The organism is Acinetobacter bereziniae LMG 1003 = CIP 70.12 (genome assembly GCF_000368925.1).
Classification (GTDB): Bacteria; Pseudomonadota; Gammaproteobacteria; order Pseudomonadales; family Moraxellaceae; genus Acinetobacter; species Acinetobacter bereziniae.
This window is the reverse complement of the sequence record NZ_KB849756.1, coordinates 756,181-779,010: the sequence shown is the minus strand read 5'-3', so window position 1 is coordinate 779,010 and position 22,830 is coordinate 756,181. Positions and strand designations below refer to the sequence as shown.

16 protein-coding genes and 1 pseudogene are annotated in these 22,830 nt (G+C 37.4%); 13 read left to right on the top strand and 4 right to left on the bottom strand.

Annotated features, from left to right (window positions below; all coding sequences use genetic code 11):
* The first annotated feature begins 74 nt into the window (after positions 1–74).
* From gabT to F938_RS13670, 4 genes are all read left to right on the top strand, one after another.
* On the top strand, positions 75–1,337 hold the full coding sequence (gabT, locus tag F938_RS13685) for a 4-aminobutyrate--2-oxoglutarate transaminase (protein WP_005032568.1): 1,263 nt from the start codon (positions 75–77) through the stop codon (positions 1,335–1,337).
* Positions 1,338–1,352: 15 nt separating this feature from the next.
* Positions 1,353–2,801, top strand: a complete 1,449-nt coding sequence (locus tag F938_RS13680; protein WP_005032567.1) for an NAD-dependent succinate-semialdehyde dehydrogenase — start codon at positions 1,353–1,355, stop codon at positions 2,799–2,801.
* A gap of 621 nt (positions 2,802–3,422) precedes the next feature.
* Positions 3,423–5,102: a zinc metalloprotease gene (locus tag F938_RS13675; RefSeq protein ID WP_005032566.1), complete on the top strand. Its 1,680-nt coding sequence runs from the start codon at positions 3,423–3,425 to the stop codon at positions 5,100–5,102.
* 486 nt (positions 5,103–5,588) lie between these two features.
* Entirely contained in the window at positions 5,589–6,674 is a 1,086-nt protein-coding gene (locus F938_RS13670) for a serine hydrolase domain-containing protein (protein WP_227567554.1), read from the top strand.
* A gap of 167 nt (positions 6,675–6,841) precedes the next feature.
* Here the strand turns inward: F938_RS13670 and F938_RS13665 are convergent, their stop codons facing one another.
* Both F938_RS13665 and F938_RS13660 read right to left on the bottom strand, forming a co-directional pair.
* Positions 6,842–8,200 carry an amino acid permease gene (locus F938_RS13665; RefSeq protein ID WP_080740827.1) on the bottom strand — a complete coding sequence of 453 codons (1,359 nt, stop codon included), beginning with the start codon at positions 8,198–8,200 and terminating at the stop codon, positions 6,842–6,844.
* Between the two features lie 125 nt (positions 8,201–8,325).
* Positions 8,326–9,231, bottom strand: a pseudogene (locus F938_RS13660) (acetoacetate decarboxylase family protein).
* Positions 9,232–9,649: 418 nt separating this feature from the next.
* Between F938_RS13660 and F938_RS13655 the strand changes: the two are divergent.
* From F938_RS13655 to F938_RS13630, 6 genes are all read left to right on the top strand, one after another.
* Entirely contained in the window at positions 9,650–10,480 is an 831-nt protein-coding gene (locus tag F938_RS13655; protein WP_005032559.1) for an alpha/beta fold hydrolase, read from the top strand.
* A gap of 632 nt (positions 10,481–11,112) precedes the next feature.
* Complete coding sequence (locus F938_RS13650) at positions 11,113–11,652, top strand: fimbrial protein (protein ID WP_004829026.1); 540 nt, start codon at positions 11,113–11,115, stop codon at positions 11,650–11,652.
* Positions 11,653–11,730: 78 nt separating this feature from the next.
* Complete coding sequence (locus F938_RS13645; RefSeq protein ID WP_004829024.1) at positions 11,731–12,462, top strand: fimbrial biogenesis chaperone; 732 nt, start codon at positions 11,731–11,733, stop codon at positions 12,460–12,462.
* Positions 12,463–12,600: 138 nt separating this feature from the next.
* A complete protein-coding gene (locus F938_RS13640; protein WP_005032558.1) occupies positions 12,601–15,174 on the top strand; it encodes a fimbria/pilus outer membrane usher protein in 2,574 nt (857 codons plus the stop codon).
* The gene (locus tag F938_RS13635; RefSeq protein WP_005032557.1) at positions 15,171–16,181 is read left to right on the top strand and encodes a fimbrial protein; all 1,011 of its coding nucleotides are present in this window, start codon (positions 15,171–15,173) and stop codon (positions 16,179–16,181) included. The genes F938_RS13640 and F938_RS13635 overlap by 4 nt, the downstream gene beginning before the upstream one ends.
* 116 nt (positions 16,182–16,297) lie before the next feature.
* Positions 16,298–16,603, top strand: coding sequence for a hypothetical protein (locus F938_RS13630; RefSeq protein WP_004829019.1), 306 nt, complete (start codon positions 16,298–16,300; stop codon positions 16,601–16,603).
* Positions 16,604–16,728: 125 nt separating this feature from the next.
* On the opposite strand, the gene F938_RS13625 is transcribed toward F938_RS13630, so the two are convergent.
* Positions 16,729–17,649: a LysR family transcriptional regulator gene (locus F938_RS13625; RefSeq protein ID WP_005032554.1), complete on the bottom strand. Its 921-nt coding sequence runs from the start codon at positions 17,647–17,649 to the stop codon at positions 16,729–16,731.
* A gap of 102 nt (positions 17,650–17,751) precedes the next feature.
* On the opposite strand from F938_RS13625, the gene F938_RS13620 reads away from it, so the two are divergent.
* The 3 genes from F938_RS13620 to F938_RS13610 all read left to right on the top strand — a co-directional run bounded on the left by F938_RS13620 (position 17,752) and on the right by F938_RS13610 (position 22,301).
* A complete protein-coding gene (locus F938_RS13620; protein WP_005032552.1) occupies positions 17,752–19,128 on the top strand; it encodes an omega-aminotransferase AptA in 1,377 nt (458 codons plus the stop codon).
* Between the two features lie 51 nt (positions 19,129–19,179).
* On the top strand, positions 19,180–20,745 hold the full coding sequence (locus F938_RS13615; protein WP_010590982.1) for a CoA-acylating methylmalonate-semialdehyde dehydrogenase: 1,566 nt from the start codon (positions 19,180–19,182) through the stop codon (positions 20,743–20,745).
* 164 nt (positions 20,746–20,909) lie between these two features.
* Positions 20,910–22,301: an amino acid permease gene (locus tag F938_RS13610; protein ID WP_005032548.1), complete on the top strand. Its 1,392-nt coding sequence runs from the start codon at positions 20,910–20,912 to the stop codon at positions 22,299–22,301.
* Between the two features lie 171 nt (positions 22,302–22,472).
* Here F938_RS13610 and F938_RS13605 read toward each other — a convergent pair whose 3' ends face one another.
* A complete protein-coding gene (locus F938_RS13605; protein ID WP_005032546.1) occupies positions 22,473–22,814 on the bottom strand; it encodes a DUF6616 family protein in 342 nt (113 codons plus the stop codon).
* Between the last annotated feature and the right edge of the window lie 16 nt (positions 22,815–22,830).

Genomic DNA, 22,830 nt, shown 5'->3' with positions numbered 1-22,830 from the left:
ACCTGCATCTCATCAACCATATGATTGAGATACTAAGATTTACCATTTATGAATGAAAAATAATGAGGTATGACATGAGTAGTAAGCACATTTCAATAAATACACGTAAACAACAAGCAACACCTCGAGGTGTTGGTGTGATGTGTCAATGGTATGCTGAAAAAGCTGAAAATGCGACGATCTGGGACATGGAGGGTAATCAATTTATTGATTTCGCTGGTGGAATCGGTGTATTAAATACAGGGCATCGCCATCCCAAAGTTATTAGTGCTGTTACTGAACAACTATCAAAATTCACCCATACCGCATATCAAGTTGTACCTTATGAAAGTTATGTCTCTCTTGCTGAGCATATCAATGAACGTGCACCAATTAATGGCAAGGCAAAATGTGCATTCTTTTCAACAGGGGCAGAAGCTGTAGAGAATGCAATAAAAATCGCCCGTTCATTCACTCAGCGTCATGGCATTATTACTTTTAGCAATGCTTTTCATGGTCGTTCATTTATGACCATGGCAATGACAGGTAAGACCGCGCCTTATAAAAGTGACTTTGGTTTAATGCCTGGAGGCGTGTTTCATGCACGTTATCCATCCGAGTTGAAAGGTATAACGGTAGATGATGCGATTCGAAGCATTGAAGATATTTTTGCAGAGGATATTGTTGCACATGATGTTGCAGCGATCGTACTTGAGCCTGTACAAGGCGAAGGCGGTTTTAACGTAGTGCCTGCTGAATTTTTAAAGCGTTTACGTTCCTTGTGTGACCTACACGGTATTTTACTGATCGCTGATGAAGTGCAGTCTGGTTTTGCGCGTACAGGTAAATTATTTGCGATGAACCACTATGAAGCGAAAGCAGATTTAATCACCATGGCAAAAAGTTTGGGCGGTGGTTTTCCAATTTCTGGTGTTGTAGGACGAGCGGATGTCATGGACGCTCCAAATCCTGGGGGGCTAGGTGGGACTTATGCTGGAAGCCCAATAGGTGTCGCTGCAGCACTTGCTGTTCTAGATGTGATTGAAAGTGAAGACTTGTGTAATCGTGCAAATGTATTAGGGGCAGAGTTAGTTGCACTTCTAAATACGATTAAAACGACAACACACATGATTACAGATATTCGTGCACTTGGATCCATGATTGCAGTTGAATTAGAGACAGGTGAACAAGCTAAAATCATACAAAGTTATGCAATGGAAAATGGTTTATTGATTTTGACTTGTGGTCGTCATGGTAATGCGATTCGTTTCTTATATCCATTAACGATTCCTGCTACACAATTTAGCCAAGCATTGAATATTTTAAAACAAGGATTTGCAAACTTAATTGCATCATAAGCAAAAGGACTTGAAATGCTTCAAAATCACTTAAGATATTTATTACAGCATTCAGACGTTTGTTTCGAAATGCCTAAAGATGGCTATTATATCGAAGTCAAAGATGCTGCAACACATCAATCATTAGCATGGGTAAAAGCTTACAATCGTGAGGCTGTAGAGGACGTTATTACGCGTTCACAAACAGCACAAACGACTTGGAAAGCTCATACAGCATTACAGCGCGCGGATATACTTTGGAATTGGTATAAATTAATCATAGAGAATCAAGAGCATTTAGTGCAGATATTAACTGCTGAACAAGGCAAACCTTTGGCAGAGGCACGAGGTGAAATTGCTTATGCAGCATCGTTTATTCGATGGTTTGCAGAGCAAGCGCGCCGTATTGACGGTAATGTGCTTACACCAACGCAATCACATCAACGTTTATTGGTTATTAAACAGGCTATTGGTGTGACTGTAGCAATAACTCCTTGGAATTTTCCAGCAGCAATGATTACACGAAAAGCAGCTCCTGCTTTAGCCGCAGGTTGCTCTATGATCGTGAAGCCTGCTGAGCAAACGCCTTTAACTGCCTATGCTTTGGAAGTTTTAGCAGTTCAGGCAGGTTTACCACAAGATGTATTACTTCATATCAGTGGTGATGCGATTGAAGTTGGTAAAATGCTGTGTGAAAGTGCCACTGTAAAAAAACTCAGTTTTACAGGTTCGACACAAGTGGGGCGTATTTTAATGCAACAATGCGCACCAACAATTAAAAAACTGTCCCTTGAATTAGGCGGCAACGCCCCAGTTCTGGTTTTTGATGATGCAAATCTTGAACAAGCTGTTCAAGGTATTATGCAGAGCAAATTTCGTAATAGTGGTCAAACTTGTGTGTGCGCAAATCGTATTTATGTACAAGATGGGATATATGATCAATTGGCTGAAAAATTAACTGAAGCTGTCGCAAAGTTAAAAGTTGGTGATGGTCGCCTTGAGGGTTCATCCCAAGGTCCATTGATTGATGAGAAAGCTGTTGCTAAGGTGCAATCTCATATTCAGGATGCAGTCAGTAAAGGTGCCAAGATAAAAGTGGGTGGGCAACGTTCAAGTATAGGTGGAACTTTTTTTGAACCTACCGTTTTGACTGAAGTGACTCAGGATATGGATGTAGCAAAGGAGGAAACCTTTGGTCCTTTAGCGCCATTGTTCCGCTTTAGTCATGAAGAACAAGCTGTGGCGATGGCGAATGATACTGAGTTTGGATTAGCAAGTTACTTATTTACGCAGAATACTGCACGTCAATGGCGTGTGGGTGAAGCACTTGAGTACGGTATGGTCGGGATAAATACGGGTCTTATTTCAAATGAAGTTGCACCATTTGGTGGGATTAAGCAATCAGGTTTGGGACGTGAAGGTTCTCAGTTTGGGATTGATGAATACCTCGAAATGAAATATCTCTGTGTAGATTTATCGGTATAAGCAATTTTTATAGTGAATCTCTTTCATAAATCAAAAAATGATTATGTTGAACCAATTACATGGGTTTCGATTTATTCCAAGTCATGACTTGGAATAATCCCAACTTAAAGCAAATAAAAATCATGGATTCTATAAAGCTTTGTGTCCACATCATATATAAAATCATCACGATAAAGAACAAATCACACTAATTTTCATATGACCATTGTTTGCAATCAACTCTTGTTCAGCTGTAGCAATGAGACGAAAGTAAGTGTCCATCTTTTTATCAATCATTTTTGTTCTTTAAAAATTGAATTCAATTTGGTTTGATTTTTAAAAGAGATCAAGCCAATAGCACTTATTTCTTAATTACATTTTTGCAATACACTAAAGCTTAATAGGTATAGAAAAATGATCAGTGATTATGAAAGAATAGCATCTTTCATGTGATATATATCTAATTGATCATGCTTATGCACTATTCAGTTAATATTATTTGATATGAAAATTAGAATTTTATTTCTAAAGGGTTGAGATTATAAATATTTTTATTAACTACCACTTACGGTATCTTAATTTAGAATCACAACAATAAAATTTAAAAACACTCATCAAAATTCAAAAATTAAGGATTAATTCATGAGTAAAATTGAATCTAGCCCTAAATTAGGGACTTTAAGCGCAGATTGTGTAAGAAATTTTACTGTCCATTTTAGACGTCCATATGAAATTGGTCGACCTTCTGATCGATATCATGGAGAGTTTGGGTTTGATTGGGTGCGTGATGAATATATCTATCCTTTGCTTAATATTGAAGGGAAAAAAGATACGGTTCTAATCGTTCCCAACTACAGTTCACTTTATCAAGTTATGTATAGTAATACGGATAGTACTTATCATCTTAAAGATAATTTTTCATATTTCCCATCTTGGCTTTATTTTTTTGCTTCAAATTATAAAGGAATATATGGCAGTGAAGAAATAAATAAAGATGGTGTATGTTTAGATATAGAAATTCATCAGCAATTTACTGACAAAAATGACCAAGGACTGATTGATGAAAAAGAACCTCTGACAGATAATGGAACTATTCTAAAGTTTCAGGCTTCGAGTAAGTTCATCACACTATCAACATTTAATAATAATCAAAATGCTCAGACAGTATTTGAAAATGAAAATAGTATTGAATATAAACCCTTATGTGAACCTTTAAGTAGCTTTATCAACACAAAACGAGAATTTAAAAAACTAGATGCTCGTGAAGACATAACAACAGTTAATGGTGGAACTGTTAAAAAAATTGTAGAAACCAATAGATATAGTTATAAAAAAAATAATGCAATTACAATTCGTTGTTCGGGTGCAGTATTAAAAAACAATGAATACATTAAAGTTATCGCATCACGAAATGGATGTCCGGATAAAGAGGTTGGGGTGATATATATTGGTCAAAATTCTGCGATCAGCGTCATTAGTATGGTTGAAGTTGATGTTAAAGTTAAAGGAGAAATTTTAGAAAAACCCAAAAACTATGAGTGGGAACTTAAAAACAGATATTTTAATCAATCTCTGATGGTATTTAAGGTTGTGAAAAGAGAGCTTTTTGATTTAGATTTATTGTCAAAAACAGATCCAGAAGTCCGAAGTTTTGTAAAAAAATGGTGGGAAGATGAGATAAAGAGTAAATATGGCATCAAATATTTGGAAAATATAACTGGTGAAAATGAAATTAAGGAAAATAATTTAAAAAGAAAGAAAAAGTTTAATCTAACTGAGGCTATTTATACAGAGTTTATTAGAGAGTTAAAAGAACTCTATTGGCGTAAAATGTGGGTAGAATTACGATCGCCATATAGTGATTTAGAAAGAAGAACATTTATTTTTTTCACACCGATTCGTATGAGAGCTGTACCACCTGAAAATCGAAACGATAACTGGGGTGGAATCTCAGGAAGTGCAAGTTTTAAAGCTTATCCAAGTCTAAACTATTTTAAAGGAGAACTTTCTAGTCAAGATGAATTTGATAATGCTATTGTTTTCTTTAAAGATGGTGTTGAACAAGGCTTTTTGGAAACGTATGCCCATGAGCTTGGTCATGCATTAGGATTAACGCATATTTTTGAATATGGGGAATTATTTGAATCGTATCAGGGATATACAGATAATTTAATGGATTATGACTACACCATAAGTAATGCTATTTCTAAGTTTAAAAATAGAGTGAATATATTATCTAAATATCAAATTGATAATATTCGTCTAAATCAACGTATTACAGTTATATTATGGGTTTGGGTCGGGAAAGAGGCTAATTATTGAACTGTAAAAAACACAAACAGGCTTATTTTTCCTCATAAGCCTGTTTTAAATTAGTTTGATTTATTCCATATCATATTTCTAGTAGGTCTCCTTCATAAGTAAAGAATCTTTATTTTGAAGGACTGATATGGATATTGAAAGTTCCTTATTCCTTATGGAGAAGGCTAGGATGAGGAGATTTTTATGTTGATTTATATTTTTGAAAAAGAAATTTTTAAAGAAGTCTAATTATCGTTTAATGCTTTGGTATATTGTGTTGAAGTTTTATATTTTTAATTAGGTTGATTAAGGTTTGCTTTTTATATTTTAGACTGTATTGGTGCAAGGATTGTCTTTGGGTGAAAAATTAATAGCTTAATTATTATTTAACTGTTATTTTTGAGTTTTAAAAAAATTGAGTTGTTATATCTTATGTGGATTTTGATTTATTTTTTAAAATATATTATATTTTTAACAAGAAAATTTAAGCTTTTATTTTTCATATTAATGCCATCAATTCTTCTAATCGGATGTGTGCATACGCCAAAAAATAAATCTAAGCCTATAAACTTTCATGAAAGTTTAACATTAATTTCGAAGAAAAATAATGTATGTAATCTCGCGATTGCTGTAATAAAGAATAAGAAAATTGTTGCCTTGGATTCTGCCAACGGATGTGCCAAACCGTCTAAACAAGATACCGAAAGTATTTTTCAAGCAGCTTCACTCAGTAAACCTGTTTTTGCTTATGTCGTTATGAAATTGGTTGACGAAGGTAAATTGGAACTTGATGCGCCATTAACCCAATATTTAGTTCAAGGCTATCGGCATCAACATGATCCTTTGAAAAAACAACCTTATGATCTGGTCACTGATCGTCGCCTTCAAATGATCACTGCTCGGATGGTATTAAATCATACTTCTGGTTTACCGAATTGGGCATCAGGACCCTTAAAGTTTAATGCAACACCTGGCGAAAAATGGATGTACTCAGGGGAAGGTTTTATACTGTTACAGCGCGCTGTTGAAAATGTGACTGGTATGCCATTAGATCAAGTCATGAAAGATAAAGTATTTAACAGGCTTGGTATGGTACATAGCAGTTTTGTTTGGAATACTGACATTGAGAAAAAGCTTCTCATCGGAACTAAGTCTAATGCTCAGCCACGAAACATTATAAAACTTACTGAGCCTGTTTCTGCATTTTCTCTATATACCACAGCAGAAGATTATGGAAAATTCTTAGAAGCAGTATTAAATGATGCCAAATTACTTCAAGCAATCACTCAATCAACTGTAATGGTCGAGCCTAAACTTAATCTAAGTTGGGGCTTAGGATGGGGTGTCGAAAAAAAACAGAAAAACACTTATATATGGCATTGGGGAAATAATCCCGGCTATCGATCTTTTGTTTTTGCTTCTGTACAAACGGGTGATGGGTTTGTATTTTTGACCAATAGTGAAAATGGCTTATATTTAGCCCAACCAATTACAGATATGATTTTGCCAGATCAGCATAAGGTATTTGAATTCACGATGCTTAAAAGTGATATCGTTAATATTTTATGTAATTCAGTGCGTATATGCTTTTAGCATTGTAATCAGAGTTTGAGTCACATGTTTAATGCTATAATTGAACAATAAAAATAGCGAAGTGTGATAAAAATCCTTCTTGGATAAACACTTACTTGTGCAATTTTAAAGCGAAACCTATATTAATCATAAACAAGGCTTATTTTTCCTCATAAGCCTGTTTTAAATTAGTTTGATTTATTCCAAGTCATTATTTTAAATAATCCAAACATAAGGCAAATCCAGATTGGAATTAAAATGACGGACTCTTTAAAGCCTTGTGTCCACATGATATATAAAATCATCACGATAAAAGTCAGGACGAGATAATTACTGAAAGGCGAAAATAACGCAGGGAATTTAGTCTGAGTACCTTCTATCTGAGCTATTTTTTTAAACTTTAAATGGGTAAAACTGATAATTGCCCAATTTAAAACCAATGCAGCAACAGCCATATACATAAGATGGCTCAATGCTTGTTCTGGTATAAAATAATTCAGCAAAACGCAACCAAAAATAAGGACAGAAGAGAATACCACCGCAGGCACGGGTACGCCTTGTTGCGTTACTTTGGCAAAAATCGTAGGTGCATTGCCTTGAATAGCAAGTCCGTGGAGCATACGGCTATTGGCGTACATACCACTGTTATAAACAGAAAGTGCCGCGGTCAAAATAATAAAATTGAGCAGATGAGCTGCCCATTCAATACCAAGGTGACTAAAAATCATCACAAATGGACTTTTGTCCAAACCACCCAAATCAAGTTGATTCCATGGAATTAAAGACATGATGATGGCAAGAGAAGCGATATAGAAGATTAGGATTCTAAAAATGACTTGATTGATGGCTTTAGGAATACTTTTCTCAGGATTTTCTGCTTCAGCAGCAGTCATACCAATCAATTCAATACCACCAAAGGCAAACATTAAAAAGGCAAGCATATAAAATAACCCTGAAAATCCATGCGGGAAAAACCCGCCGTGTTGCCATAGGTTATTAAAACTTGCTGTTGAATCTGCGCCTGCTGTAAGTAATAAGTATAATCCAAACACAATCATTGAAATGACTGCAGTCACTTTGATAATGGCTAACCAAAATTCAGATTCACCATAAAACTTAACATTGCCTAAATTAAAGCCTGTAACCACGATAAAGAAAAATAGAGTGGATACCCATGCAGGTATATGTGGCCACCAATAATGGATGTATTTGGCGATTGCGGTGAGTTCAGTCATCGCGACTAAAATATAGACGACCCAATAATTCCAGCCAGATAAAAAGCCTGGAAATCTTCCCAAATATTTCTGTGAAAAATAACTAAAAGAACCAGCCACTGGTTCTTCTACAATCATTTCCCCCATTTGACGCATAATTAAAAATGCAATCAAACCCACGATGGCATAGCCCAAAATAATCGAAGGTCCAGCAGATTGGATGACTTGTGCAGAACCTAAAAATAGTCCAGTACCCACAGCGCCGCCCATAGCGATCAATTGGATATGACGATTTTTAAGTCCACGTTTTAATTGGGGAGAAGATTGGTTCAAAATACAATGCGCTGACTAAAAACGGGTATTGTAATAGATAGATGATCAGCCGCCTAGTTCGAAAATGCGCTCAGTGCATGGATATTTTGGGTGAAAATTAAATTATATTTACATTGTAGAAAAACTCATTTCAAATTGACTTGAGTTGGCAAATGCAGCACCACTTGTGCATCCTCAACAACATCTAAGCGTAAGATGGTGGATGCATCTAATTCATTTAATAACTGACTTAGTGGTCCGCCATGACGAATCAATTTAACATGTTTTGGCAAGAGTTTTTGAGTGAATGAAAGTGTGTTGGTCAAAACCTGAGTTTGCTGCCATTGATGATCAACTTGATGCAACATCGTTGTTTTACTGATTCGAGATTCTGGTTTTAGTTTCTTTAATTTCGGTGTTGTTGTCGTTAAACTAAGATCTGGTTGACCTATAGTATCTGTGAGATATGCATGGATTGTCGATGTATTGATATTGACATGAATTTCAGTCAGCCATTTAGGAAGTTGATAGCCATGTACTCCTCTGATACGTGCAATTTCAGTATCTACAGGGAGCGCGACAACATGAGCATAGAAATGGCGTTGACGCATGGAACGGAATAATTCTAAGGCATGTGAACCTTTTGCTTGTGGTTGGCGTACAACAATTGCGACTGAAACTTCGTTATATGGGTCATTATCACAAACATCATAATGGAAAAATGTCAGTGCCACTAAGCCATAACCAGGGAATGCTTGCAGTGGCTCTAATGGTTGTGGAAGTTTGTTTCTGAGTTGTTGAATGGGTGCCAACATTAAAAGTTGAACATTAGAACTCTTATAATAGAAATTCGGCGCCCAAACCAGTCCGACTCTTGATGCTATTTGCTTCTTAGGAATTTTTCGAAAAAAATCGATATTTCCAACAGTAGCGTCTTAAGCGACTTGATCCAAATCGGGATTCATCCTAAAGCGATCATAATATCCACCTGATGGGACTTTGACCTTATATTGTCCAAATTCAACTTCAGTAAACTGCTTATCAGTATTCATTTTAGTTAACCTTTACATGGGAAGCAGGACTAAACCATATGGATTGAGTGGCTTAGAGCTTGATGTAATCACTATAAGTTTGAAGTGGACTTTAAGGTCAAGTCGAAAAATATAAAAAATAAATATGCTTGGGAAGCATGTTGCAAGATTGTAAGATGGAGACCTTTTTTAAAACTGAAATTTAAAAATAAATTGATAGCGATCAAGGCTCAAACATAAAACCGTTATTTTCAACTGATTTTTTGATTTACATTTTTACTATCAGGCGATAACTAAAAGTGTTGACCATCAAGTTTACTTTAATCTTAGTATTGAAATGTAATCCAACAATTCATTTCCAATGGGAATGGGATTTGTACGCATTGATTAAAACATAGATCAACAATTGAAATGTAAATCTCAAACGGGAGAAATAAGCATGGCATATGTTACAACAAAAGATGGTGTGGAAATTTTCTATAAAGATTGGGGACCGAAAGATGCACAAGTTTTGTTTTTTCATCACGGATGGCCGCTTAGCTCGGATGATTGGGATGCACAATTATTGTTCTTTTTAAATGAAGGCTTCCGAGTCGTTGCCCATGACCGTCGAGGACATGGGCGATCAAGTCAGGTTTGGGATGGGCATGATATGGATCATTATGCGGATGATGTCGCAGAAGTTGTTAAGCATTTGCGAATTAAAAATGCTGTGCATATCGGACATTCGACTGGCGGTGGAGAGGTTGCACACTATATTGCTCGACATGGAGAGGAGAATGTTGCTAAAGCCGTCTTGGTCAGTGCAGTACCACCATTAATGTTAAAAACAGAAAATAATCCAAACGGTTTAGCTAAAGAAGTTTTTGATGATTTACAAAGTCAGTTATTTAAAAACCGTGCGCAGTTTTATTACGATTTACCAGCCGGTCCTTTCTACGGATTTAATCGTCCAAATAGCAAAAGGTTAGAGCCTGTGATTTTAAATTGGTGGCGTCAAGGTATGATGGGAGGTGCAAAAGCACACTATGATGGCATCGTGGCTTTTTCCCAAACAGACTTTACGGAAGACCTTAAAAAAATTTCAGTGCCAGTTTTGGTCATGCATGGCGATGATGATCAGATCGTACCCTATGAAAACTCAGGTGTTCTTTCTGCGAAACTGGTTCAAAATGGTACATTAAAAACCTATGAAGGTTACTCACATGGCATGTTGACCATTAATGCTGATGTGATCAATCCAGATCTTTTAGCATTTATTCGTGCTTAATCAAATCGACATGAATTTAAAATAGAGGCAGTGATGTCTCTATTTTTTGCTCGGTTGATGTAGTAAGGAGAAGAATAATCTCATCTAAAATTTAATTTAAGTATTTGAAATTATTTTTAATTTAATTTTTAGTCTGATTTTTAAGTGCATTATTTAATATATTAAATTTCATTGATAAAAACACACAATATTTGATCTCAATTTTGCGGCTCGTAATACAATAAAAAGGAAGTATTAATGTATGCTTTGTTTATTTTTTGTTCATATTGGGGCATTCAGTTATTTGCTAAGAAATAGCATGATTTTTATACATTAATAAGTAATCTATTCAATTCATTGAGCTTTTTAACTTGTTTATTAAAACTTCAATCTAAAGTCAAAATCACTTGAATTATGCTTGTTTACAGCTCAGTTACAAAAAAATAATAATTTAATTAAAACTGAAAAATCAATTTAATGATTATTTAAGATATTAAAAAATATAAATAAATAATTGATCTCAAAAATTGATAGTTTTGCTAGGAATCGTATCTCTTTCTTTAAAAAGTGTGACATTGTTTACATTTTTGTCTGAGTGTGCATAATACACATCGACCAACACTAATCATTTTTGTTTGTATAGGACACTTGGTATGAAAAAGATTTTTTTAGCGGCATCAGTTGCAGTTTTAGGGGTTTCTAGTGCTTTTGCAGCAGATGGTACAATTACAATTAACGGTTTAGTTACTGATAAAACTTGTGACATCGTTACACCACAAGGTAAAGACTTTACAGTAAGCCTTCCAACTGTATCTAAGCAAACACTTGCTAAAACTGGTAATGTTGCTGGTCGTACTCCTTTCACAATCAACTTAGCAAACTGTTCAGAAGGTAAAGTTGCAACTTACTTCGAACCAGGTTCAACTGTTGACTTCGGTACTGGTCGTTTAAACAACCAAAATGCAACTGCAAACGGTGCTAAAAACGTTCAAGTTCAACTTTTAGGTTCTAACAACCAATTCATTCCAGTACTTGCTGCTGGTGCTTCTGGTGCGCAAACGAACTCTCAATGGGTAGACGTTGCTGATAAAGGTTCAGCTGATCTTAACTACTATGCTGAATACTATGCAACTGACGCTGCTGCTGCTGGTAAAGTTACAACTTCAGTTCAATATACTATTATCTATCAATAATTTTTATTGAATTGTGCAGAGCTAAAGTGGGTTAGCCCACTTAGCTCTTTTACTTTATTTTAGGTAGAGATAATCGTTATGTTCTTGAATCATTCCTTTTTTAAAAAAGGTTTACTGGCACTTTTAATTCCGTTTGGTGCAGCAAATGCTGAAATCATTATTCATGGTACACGTGTGATTTATCCATCTGATTCACGTGAAATTACCTTACAAGTGAGTAATAACGGAAATAATCCTGCATTGGTTCAAGCATGGATTGATGAGGGTGATGCTAAATCTACACCTGATCAATCAAAAGCACCTTTTATGATTGCACCACCAATTTCACGGGTAGAAGCAAAAAAAGGACAGTCTTTACGTATTAGCAGTATGCCTAAAGCAAATGAATTAAGTAAAACTCAAGAAACGTTGTTTTGGTTGAATATTTTGGATATTCCACCGAAGCCTTCCGCTAAAGATCAAAATGTTGTGCCAGAGAACTTTTTACAACTCGCGATTCGTTCACGTATTAAGTTTTTCTATCGTCCGAGCGGAATTAAAGAAGATGCTGCTTTAGCACCTGAAAAGTTGCAATGGAGCAGTAATGGGACACAGTTGGCAATTAAAAACCCGACGCCATTTTATATTACCTTGACTTCGATTATGCAAGATCAGTCAGGTAAACGCGTTGATTTACTTGCTGAAGGTTTAATGTTGAAACCGTTTTCTGATGGAACTGTGAACTTAAAAGGTTCGAATGTCGCAAAAATGACTTTCACCACAATCAATGATTATGGTGGTCGTGTAGAGCGCAATATTAAATTGCCTTAAATTGGCAAGGCTTTAAATTTCACTGTGATGCGTCATTTAAAGCACCTTTGAATAATGATGAAACACCTTTAATCATTCCATTTAACTGAGAGTAAGCGAATTAAAAACCTATTCATTTGTCAATAGGCAGACTTCTTTATGCAAAAAAATGAACAAAGCTATAAGTGGATCAAGCGACATATTCGTTATTATGTGGCTTGTGGCGTGATTACACTTAGCATTCCAGCTCTAGTTAATGCAACTGAAACTGACTTAGACGGGACAGAACAGTCTCCGACTGCTGCAGAAGCAGAATTTGATTCGGCTTTTTTAATTGGCGACGCTAAAAAGATTGATGTTAATCGTTTTAAATATGGTAATCCTGTTTTACCTGGCGATTACAATGTCGATATTTATGTCAATGGAAATTGGTTTGGCAAACACCGTATGGTGTTTAAAGCCACTGAAAATAATCAAAATGCCTATACCTGCTTTAACTCAAGCCAACTTTTAGAATATGGCGTTAAAGCAGAAGTATTAAAAAAAGGCGAAAGCACTTATCCAACTGGATGTCAGAAAATTGAACAGTGGGTAGAAGATTCGTTTTATGAATTTGATACCTCACGTTTACGTGTTGACATCTCTATTCCACAAGTGGCTATGCAAAAAAATGCACAAGGCTATGTTGACCCAAGTGTTTGGGATCGTGGCATTAATGCTGCATTTCTTTCATATAATGCCAGTGCCTACAAAACTTTTAATAAATTGCAGGGTGGTGAAGAAACCACCAATGCCTTTACTTCAGTAACTGCTGGGGCAAATTTAGCGGGTTGGCAATTTCGTCACAATGGTCAATGGCAGTGGCAAGATCGAACAACGGTTGATCATACTTCTAAATCAAGTTATGACGCGATCAGCACCTATGTTCAACGTGCGTTTCCTCAATACAGAGGTGTATTGACCTTAGGTGAAAGCTTCACTGATGGTGAAATCTTTGATTCATACGGCTATCGTGGTGTCGATTTCTCCAGTGATGACCGTATGCTTCCAAACAGCATGATTGGTTATGCACCACGTATTCGCGGCAATGCAAAAACCAATGCAAAAGTCGAAGTACGTCAACAAGGTCAACTTATTTATCAAACGACGGTAGCGCCGGGTAGTTTTGAGATTAATGACCTCTATCCTACAGGTTTTGGTGGTGAGTTAGAGGTTTCTATTTTAGAAGCCAATGGTGAAGTTCAGCGTTATTCAATTCCTTATGCATCTGTTGTACAAATGCTACGTCCGGGAATGAGCCGTTATTCTGTTTCAATGGGGCAATTCCGTGATAAAGATATCGACCTTGATCCATTTATCGTACAGGGTAAATATCAACGCGGGGTCAACAACTCAATTACAGCGTATGGTGGTGTACAGTTCTCTGAAGATTATTCAGCTGTGACACTAGGAAGTGCATTTGCTACACCGATTGGTGCAGTCGCACTCGATGTGACACACTCTCAAGCTGATTTTGAGCGCCGTAAAAGTGAAAGTGGGCAAAGTTTCCGAATCAGCTACAGTAAGTTGATTACCCCTACAGATACCAATTTAACTTTGGCGGCTTATCGATACTCTACTGAAAACTTCTATAAGTTACGTGATGCTATCTTAGTTAAAGATTTAGACAAGAAAGGCATTAGTTCTACGCATGTTGGCAAACAGCGTAGTGAATTTCAGATCACGTTAAATCAAGGACTTCCAGAAGGCTGGGGGAACATGTACGTGACAGGTTCATGGGGAGATTATTGGAATCGTCAAGAAACGACACGTCAATATCAGGTCGGTTATAGCAATTCTTACCGTGGTTTGACTTATGGCTTGTCAGCGATCAATCGTAATATCGAAAATAAAGCCACAAAAGTAACCAGTAATGATACTGAGTATATGCTGACATTATCATTGCCATTGTCCTTTAAGAAAAGCTCAGCCAACTTAAACTCAATCATGACGCAAGATAATGCGACAGTGGGTGTGAGTGGTGTGGTTGGTGATCGCTTTAACTATGGTACGTCTGTATCGACGCGTTATGGCGACAATCCAAGTGCTAACTTGAATGCACAGTATCGTACAAACTATGCAACTGTAGGTGGTTCTTATAGTGTTGCTGATGGTTATGAACAAGCAATGTTGACAGCACGTGGTAATATTGTTGCACATCCTCAAGGCGTATTGTTTGGACCTGATCAAGGTCAAACCATGGTCTTGGTTTATGCTCCTGAAGCAGCAGGTGCAAAAGTCAATAATGCGACGGGTTTAAGTATCAATAAATCAGGTTATGCCGTTATTCCATATGTGACACCTTATCGTTTAAATGACATTACACTTGACCCTGAAGGTATGTCTGCGGATGTTGAGTTGGATGGTACCAGCCAACGTATCGCTCCTTATGCAGGTTCAATTTCACAAGTCAGTTTTGTGACTAAACTGGGTAAGGCAATTTATATTCACAGTATGAAAGAGAATGGTGACACGCTACCTTTTGCAGCAGAAGTATATGATACAAAAGGTGAAAATGTCGGTATGGTTGCGCAGGGCAGTATGGTTTACTTGAGAACCAATACCACGGCAGATACAGTAACGGTTAAATGGGGCGAAAATGCCGATGAGCAATGTCGCATTCAGTATGATGTTTCGGCGCAAGCAGCAGACAAAAAGCAAACCATGATCATGGCGGAAGGTGTGTGTCAATGAACTATAAAGTTTTAAACAGTGTATTCCTGCTTTTAGCTGGAGCAGTCAGTTCAGGGGCTTATGCTGCTTGTATACCTGATCGAGGGTTCTCAACAGTAGATGTCAGTATGGCAGTAGGACGTGTGGTTGTTCGACCAAGCGATGCTGTTGGCAAAGTTTTGAAAAAAGCTTCCTTTCCAATCAAACCGAATGGGTCAACCTATAGTTGTGGCAGTTCTGGTACGCTTGAGGCAGTTCATACTCAAAATTATTCATTGAGCCCTATCGGTAATTCTGTTTTTAATACCAATATTGATGGTATTGGTATCCGTTTATATCGAGAAGCACCGTCAGCTCCTGGTTTTGCTGATTATTATCCTTACCGACGTACTGCAACGGGTAGACGTGTTTTGGCTGAAGGTTTTTTTATTGTTGAAATTGTAAAAACTGGAACTTCTACAGGCTCGGGTGCACTCGTTCCGGGTACATATAGTAGCTATCGTTCAGCAGATCGCCCAAACCCACCTTGGTTAACCAGTACAGTTTATGGCAATGCCATTACCATTGCTTCGTCTTCATGTGAAATATTAGGTAATATCAATAAAACGGTAAACCTTCCAACCGTGAATAAAGCTGATTTCAAAGGTGTCGGTTCTACCCAAGGCGAACAAGCATTTGACCTGAACATTTTATGTAATGGCGGTAAAAATCCAACAGGTTATGAAGAAACCAATAAAATTAGCCTAAGTTTTGATTATGATGCGGTGAGTAGTAGCATGCAGAATGTCCTTGCCAATACTAACGCTACTGGAACCAGTGCTTCAGGTGTGGGCGTACAATTGCAGTCTCAATATAAGAATGCCAATCGTGTAATTGCTAAAAATGACAAGCTGGAATTGGGTACTTTAAAGTCAAATGACAACATTCAATACAATGTTCCAATGACTGCACGTTACTATCAAACAGCAACCAAAGTGACCCCCGGAAAAGTCCGAGCTATGGCAACCGTCACAATTGAATATGATTAATTGAAGTAAATCATATTTTACTTCAATTATTTTTTTATTTATCCACTGGATAATCTTGTATTAATAATAAGGTTATGTAATTAATTAACTACACCATTTCTTTAAAGGGGATTGAGATGGAGTTAATTAAAAAATTAGCCTTTTTATTAATAACATTTAGTATATCGATTTTAAGTTTAAATGCATCTGCTGAGGAGATCATGTTTTACGGGGATATAGTAGAATTTACCTGTGAAAGAGATTCAAATAATTCAAATTGCAAAATGATTGATAGCACTGTTGAAGCGATTAAAAGCAAAGCAAACGTTGATAGCCTTAGCTTTAACAGCTTGATTGAAAAGCAAGGCAATAGCATGGTTCACCTCAATATCGAAGATTTAGAAAGTGATCTACATAAAATATTGGTTGTGGATTATTACTAAATAGAAATTATGTTAATTGCATCACGTTTATTTTAATATTTATATTATGTTTGGCTTTAAATATGGTTTAGTTTTTAATTAGATTATATTTAAAGCACTTTTTAATATATTTGTTGAAGTAAACATTATTGAATCGGTGGAACTATTCTTTTTAAAATATCCATAAAAGTTTTTAAAATAATATTAACATTTTTGCCTTTATGTGTAATAAGACATATAGGTGTACTATAATGCATAACATTTTGCATAATAGGTTTCATAAAGCCATCTACGACCCATTTTCTCGCATAGTGATCGGGTAAAAAACCAATAAATTTACCAGTCAGTATAAGAAAAGCGATTCCTTCTCGATCACTTGCAGTAGCAGAACAGTTTAATAACTGATGTAACTTCATTGCTTCTGGGCTAATGGCATAGTTTGGAAGCACTGTATTCCATTGCTTGAGGTCTTTTGGGTTGATTTTACCTGTGTGGTTGAATAAAGGATGATTTTCCCCACAATATAAAAATGAGTTTTCTTGATATAAATGAAAGTAATCCAATCCTGACAGTGGACTGACCAAGGGGATGGCACCTGCATGTAAACGGTTATCTAAAACACGACATTCGATATCGGACAATGTACTCATGCTGATATTGATCACCACTTCTGAATTTTCTTCAGCGAGTTGCGCCAAAGATTTGGTGATATAAGCACTTTGCATGGTGACCAGATTATTAATGATCCCAATGTTGAATTCACCTTTCAATTGATTGTGCATTTGATTGATTTTGGCACGAAAGTCTTCAATCGAGGCGGTCAACATTTCAATGTATTGTAAAACCTCACGCCCTTCATCGGTGAGTGCAAAGCCCGCTCGCCCTCGTTGGCAAAGCCGAATACCTAAACGATTTTCAAGATCACTCATATGTAAACTAATCGCAGATCGGCTAATGCCAAGGATACTTTCGGCAGCAGTAAAGCTGTGGCAATCACATACTGTTTTAAAAATTTTAAGCAACTTTATATCAAAATCAGTCACTTGGTTTAATTTTTTCGGTTTCATTTAGCTTTACTTTTTTATATCTAAACTCAAGATAATTTGAATTTATCAAAACTATATCGCTTTGTACACTCAAGACATAACCCTAAAACAAGAAGAGTGATTATGTTTGAGATCGATACATCAACTGACCGTGACTATGCAGCGGAAGCAAGTCAATCCAATACGCAGATGAATTTGAACTATCAAGCTTACTGGATGCCGTTTTCTGCAAATCGTAATTTTCATCAAGATCCACGTATGATCGTTGGGGCACAAGGATCGTATTTAATTGATAGCCATGGGCGTGAAATTTATGACTCATTGTCAGGTTTATGGACCTGTGGTGCAGGGCATACGAGAACTGAAATTCAACAGGCAGTCAGTCAACAACTGGCGAAATTGGATTATTCACCGGCGTTCCAGTTTGGTCATCCTCTGGCTTTTCAATTGGCTGAAAAAATTATTCAGCATATGCCTGAAAAACTACAACATGTTTTCTTTACGGATTCAGGTTCAGAATCCGCAGATACCGCGATCAAAATGGCACGCGCGTATTGGCGAATTCAAGGAAAACCAAGTAAGACCAAATTGATTGGTCGAGCACGTGGTTATCATGGGGTAAATGTTGCAGGTACCAGTTTAGGTGGCATTGGTGGGAACCGCAAAATGTTTGGGCAATTGATGGATGTTGATCATTTGCCTCATACTTTACAATCCCATTTGAGCTTCACCAAAGGCTGTGCAGAAACTGGTGGCGTAGCGTTGGCGGATGAATTGCTCAAGCTGATTGAGTTGCATGATGCTTCTAATATTGCAGCAGTGATTGTAGAACCAGTGTCTGGCTCGGCAGGCTGTATTGTGCCACCTACAGGGTATCTACAACGCCTAAGAGAAATCTGTGATCAACATGATATTTTACTTATTTTCGATGAAGTCATTACGGGTTTCGGACGTATCGGAAAATGGACTGCGTCGGAATATTTTGGGGTGAGCCCAGATATATTGACCTTTGCTAAACAAATTACCAATGGTGCAATTCCTTTAGGTGGCGTGGTGGCGAGCCATGAAATCTATGATGCCTTTATGCAACAAGATCTGCCTGAACATGCGGTTGAATTTACCCACGGCTATACCTATTCAGCGCATCCAGTCGCGTGTGCAGCAGCATTAGCAACCTTGGATGTACTTGAAAAAGAAAATTTAATTTCTCAGTCTGCACTTTTAGCCCCAAGTTTTGAAAAACTGATTCATGAATTAAAAGGTGCACCTCATATTCTTGATATTCGTAACTGTGGATTAATCGGTGCCTTACAATTAGCCCCTCGTGATGGAGATGCGACAATTCGTGGCTTTGAAATAGGAATGAAGTTGTGGAAAGCAGGCTTTTATGTTCGCTTTGGTGGTGACACCATTCAATTTGGACCGATGTTTAACAGTACCGAAGCACAGCTATCTCGATTAATGAATGCTGTTGGAGATACCTTATACCAAGTGAAATAAGTTTTGTAGATGAAATCAAAGCTCATGGAAAATGACGGTAGACAAGGAAAAGTGATGAATAATTTAGAAAATTTTAGTCCAGCATCATCAGATACAGGTTTTACAGAAACAATCGAAACGGTTGATGTCGTTGGACATTTTATTCAAGGTGGTCTGGTTGCTAAGACCACCAGAAAACAAGCTGTGTATCATCCAGCAACAGGTCAGGTTAGCAAACAGGTGGCACTTGCTGATACTGCACTGGTCAATCAAGTCGTTGAGCTTGCGCAACAAGCATTCCCGGAATGGCGTGATACACCTGTGATTAAGCGAGCGCGAGTAATGTTTAAGTTTAAACAATTACTTGAAGAAAACGCAGATAAACTCTGTGAATTAATTGGACAGGAACATGGCAAAATTTGTCATGATGCCAAAGGTGAATTGCAACGTGGCATTGAAAATGTTGAATATGCTTGTGGAGCACCTGAATTTTTAAAAGGTGAATTTTCAAAAAATGTCGGTCCAGATATTGATTCATGGAGCGAATTTCAACCTTTAGGTGTGGTTGCTGGAATTACCCCATTCAATTTCCCTGCGATGGTGCCACTGTGGATGTTTCCAATGGCAATTGTCTGCGGCAACTGCTTTATCCTGAAACCCTCAGAAAAGACTCCATCCGCAGCCCTATATTTAGCTGAATTATTGAAACAAGCGGGTTTACCAGATGGTGTGTTCAATGTGGTCAATGGTGATAAAGAAGCAGTCGATGCTTTGCTCCATCATCCAAAAGTACAAGCCATGAGTTTTGTTGGTTCTACCCCGATCGCTGAATATATTTATCGTACAGCAACCTCAACAGGCAAACGTTGTCAGGCATTAGGCGGTGCAAAAAATCATGCCATTATCATGCCCGATGCGGATATTGATAATGTAGTCAACTCATTGTTGGGTGCTGCTTTTGGCTCATCTGGTGAGCGCTGTATGGCATTGTCTGTCGCCGTGGCAATCGGTGATGAGGTTGCCGATCTTGTGATCGAAAAACTCAAACTGGAAATGCAACAGTTAAAGTATGGGCACTACGCCGATGAGCAAAATGACTTTGGACCGCTCATTACACAAGCACATAAAGAGAAAGTAGAAGCTTTTATCCAAAGTGCTGAACAACAAGGTGCTAAAATTGTTGTGGATGGACGCAATGCGAAGCCATTAGGTTATGAAACAGGTTTTTTTGTTGGTCCTACTTTGATTGATCAAGTCTCATCAGAAATGGTCAGCTATCAACAGGAAATTTTTGGTCCTGTTTTACAGGTGATCCGCGTAGCAACCATGCAAGAGGCGATGCAATTGATTAATGAGCATGAGTATGGAAATGGAACTTGTATCTATACACGTGATGGAGAGGCCGCACGTTATTTTACCAGCCATGTTCAAGTAGGTATGGTGGGCGTAAATGTACCATTGCCTGTACCAGTCGCCTACCATAGTTTTGGTGGTTGGAAGCGTTCATTGTTTGGTGACTTATATGCTTATGGTCCAGATGGTGTGCGTTTTTATACGCGTCGCAAGACCATTACCCAACGTTGGCCCTCAGCTCAAATCCGTGAGTGCAAACAATTTGCAATGCCAACTTTAAATTAGCGTTGCGATCCAGAGAGAAAATCCTTGGTTTTCTCTCTTTATTTTTAATAGGAATTTAAAAATGTAATTCACAGTTTTATAAAAGCATGACCATTTTTCAGAGCGTTGTGACAAAGCTCAGATTTTAAATGGAAACTGCTGCTGATTATTTTAAGGAAAAAAATATGAATAGTGCAAAAACAACAAAACTAGGTGAAGGACTTTCCAACCGACATATCACGATGATTAGTATCGGTGGTGTAATTGGTGCAGGTTTATTTGTTGGTTCTTCTGCTGCAATTGCAAAGGCGGGTCCTGCTGCTGTACTTGCTTATATTATTACCAGTGTGATCGTTTTTTTAGTGATGCGCATGCTTGGAGAAATGGCTGTTGCACAACCCGATACAGGTTCTTTTTCTACCTATGCACGTAAAGCGATTGGTCCTTGGGCAGGCTTTACCGTTGGATGGTTGTATTGGTGGTTTTGGGTCTTGGTGATCCCGATTGAAGCGATTGCAGGTGCTGAAATTTTACATGCTTGGTTTCCACAAGTCTCCAGTGCGATTTATGCTTTTGCATTTATTATTTTACTGAGTCTTGCCAACTTCTTTAGCACAAAAAGTTTTGGCGAGTTTGAGTTCTGGTTTGCTTTAATCAAAGTGATTGCGATCTTGTTGTTTATTGTGATTGGTGCAACAGCAGTATTTGGACTTTGGCCTTTGGCTCGAGATGTAAGTGGTGTGGGAAATTTATTTTCCAATGGTGGATTTATGCCTCATGGCATGGGCGGTGTGTTGTCAGCGATCTTAATATCTGCATTTTCATTTTTTGGTATTGAAATCCTCTCTATCGCAGCAGCCGAATCAAAAAATCCTCAGGAAAAAATTAAACGCGCGACCAATTTAGTGCTTTATCGCATTATCTTGTTCTTTGTTGTCTCAATCTTTCTTGCTGTTGCTTTGGTCGATTGGCGTTCACCCGACTTACAAAAGTTAGGTACATTTCAGTATGTATTAGTGAGCCTAAATGTCCCTCAAACTAAATTGATTATGGATATGGTGGTATTCATTGCGGTTGCGAGCTGTATGAATGCGGCGGTTTATACTTCTTCACGAATGCTGTTTGCTTTGGGAGCACGCCAAGAAGCACCAAGACTGGTTACTCAAATTAATGGTTCAGGTGTACCGACGATTGCTGTATTTGCTTCGACTTTTATTGGCTTGATTTGTTGTGCTGTGAATTATATGTTCCCAGGGCAGGTTTTTGGCTTCTTACTGTCAACTACAGGCTCTATTGCTTTGGTGGTTTACTTGGTGATCGCTGTTTCGCAATTGCGTTCACGACATCAGTTGGAAAAAAGGGGTGCGCAGATTAGCTTTAAAATGTGGATGTTCCCTTGGCTGACTTGGTTTGTAATTGCCATCATCATGAGTGTGTTGTCTTATATGTTTTTATCACCACAGTATAGTTATGAAACAACCTTGTCCTTGGGTGTAACTTCTATCGTAGTGATATGTGGTGTACTGGTGACCCGTAAGAATAAAACAACCAAAAGAGTAGTCGTACAAGTAGATTAGAGACTTTGCTCCAGTTTGGTCAAAAGATCAAACATTGCTAAATTGAGTTGATCAAGCTGTCAGAATTTATCCACTTTGAAGCCTCTATTCGTTGGCTGATAAAGTGGATAAATTTTATTTAAAAAATAATTTGATTCGTTCAATCAATTGTAGGGATATTCTTGAGTGTTTCTACCCACCATTGACCAAAGCTTGAATATGTTGAGGGAAATTTGCTTCAGCACCTGCAGCATTCACATGGTCAAAATATTGATACCAACCACTGGCACGAATACCATCAAGGAGTGCTTCGCGCGCTTGTGAATTGGAAAAACGCCAAATTCCTAAATATTGATGAGCTGTACTTTGGTCAATTGGAGAAATGGTTTCCGTTAGAGTCAAAACTTCAACCCCCATACTTGATAAGTTTCCTAAAGCCTCGCCAACTTTACTCAGATATTCCATTCGTTGTTCATTTGGAAGTGTCTGCCAAGTGGTATTTGGTGTATATAATTCAACGAGATAATGATACATATAATTTTTCCTTTCT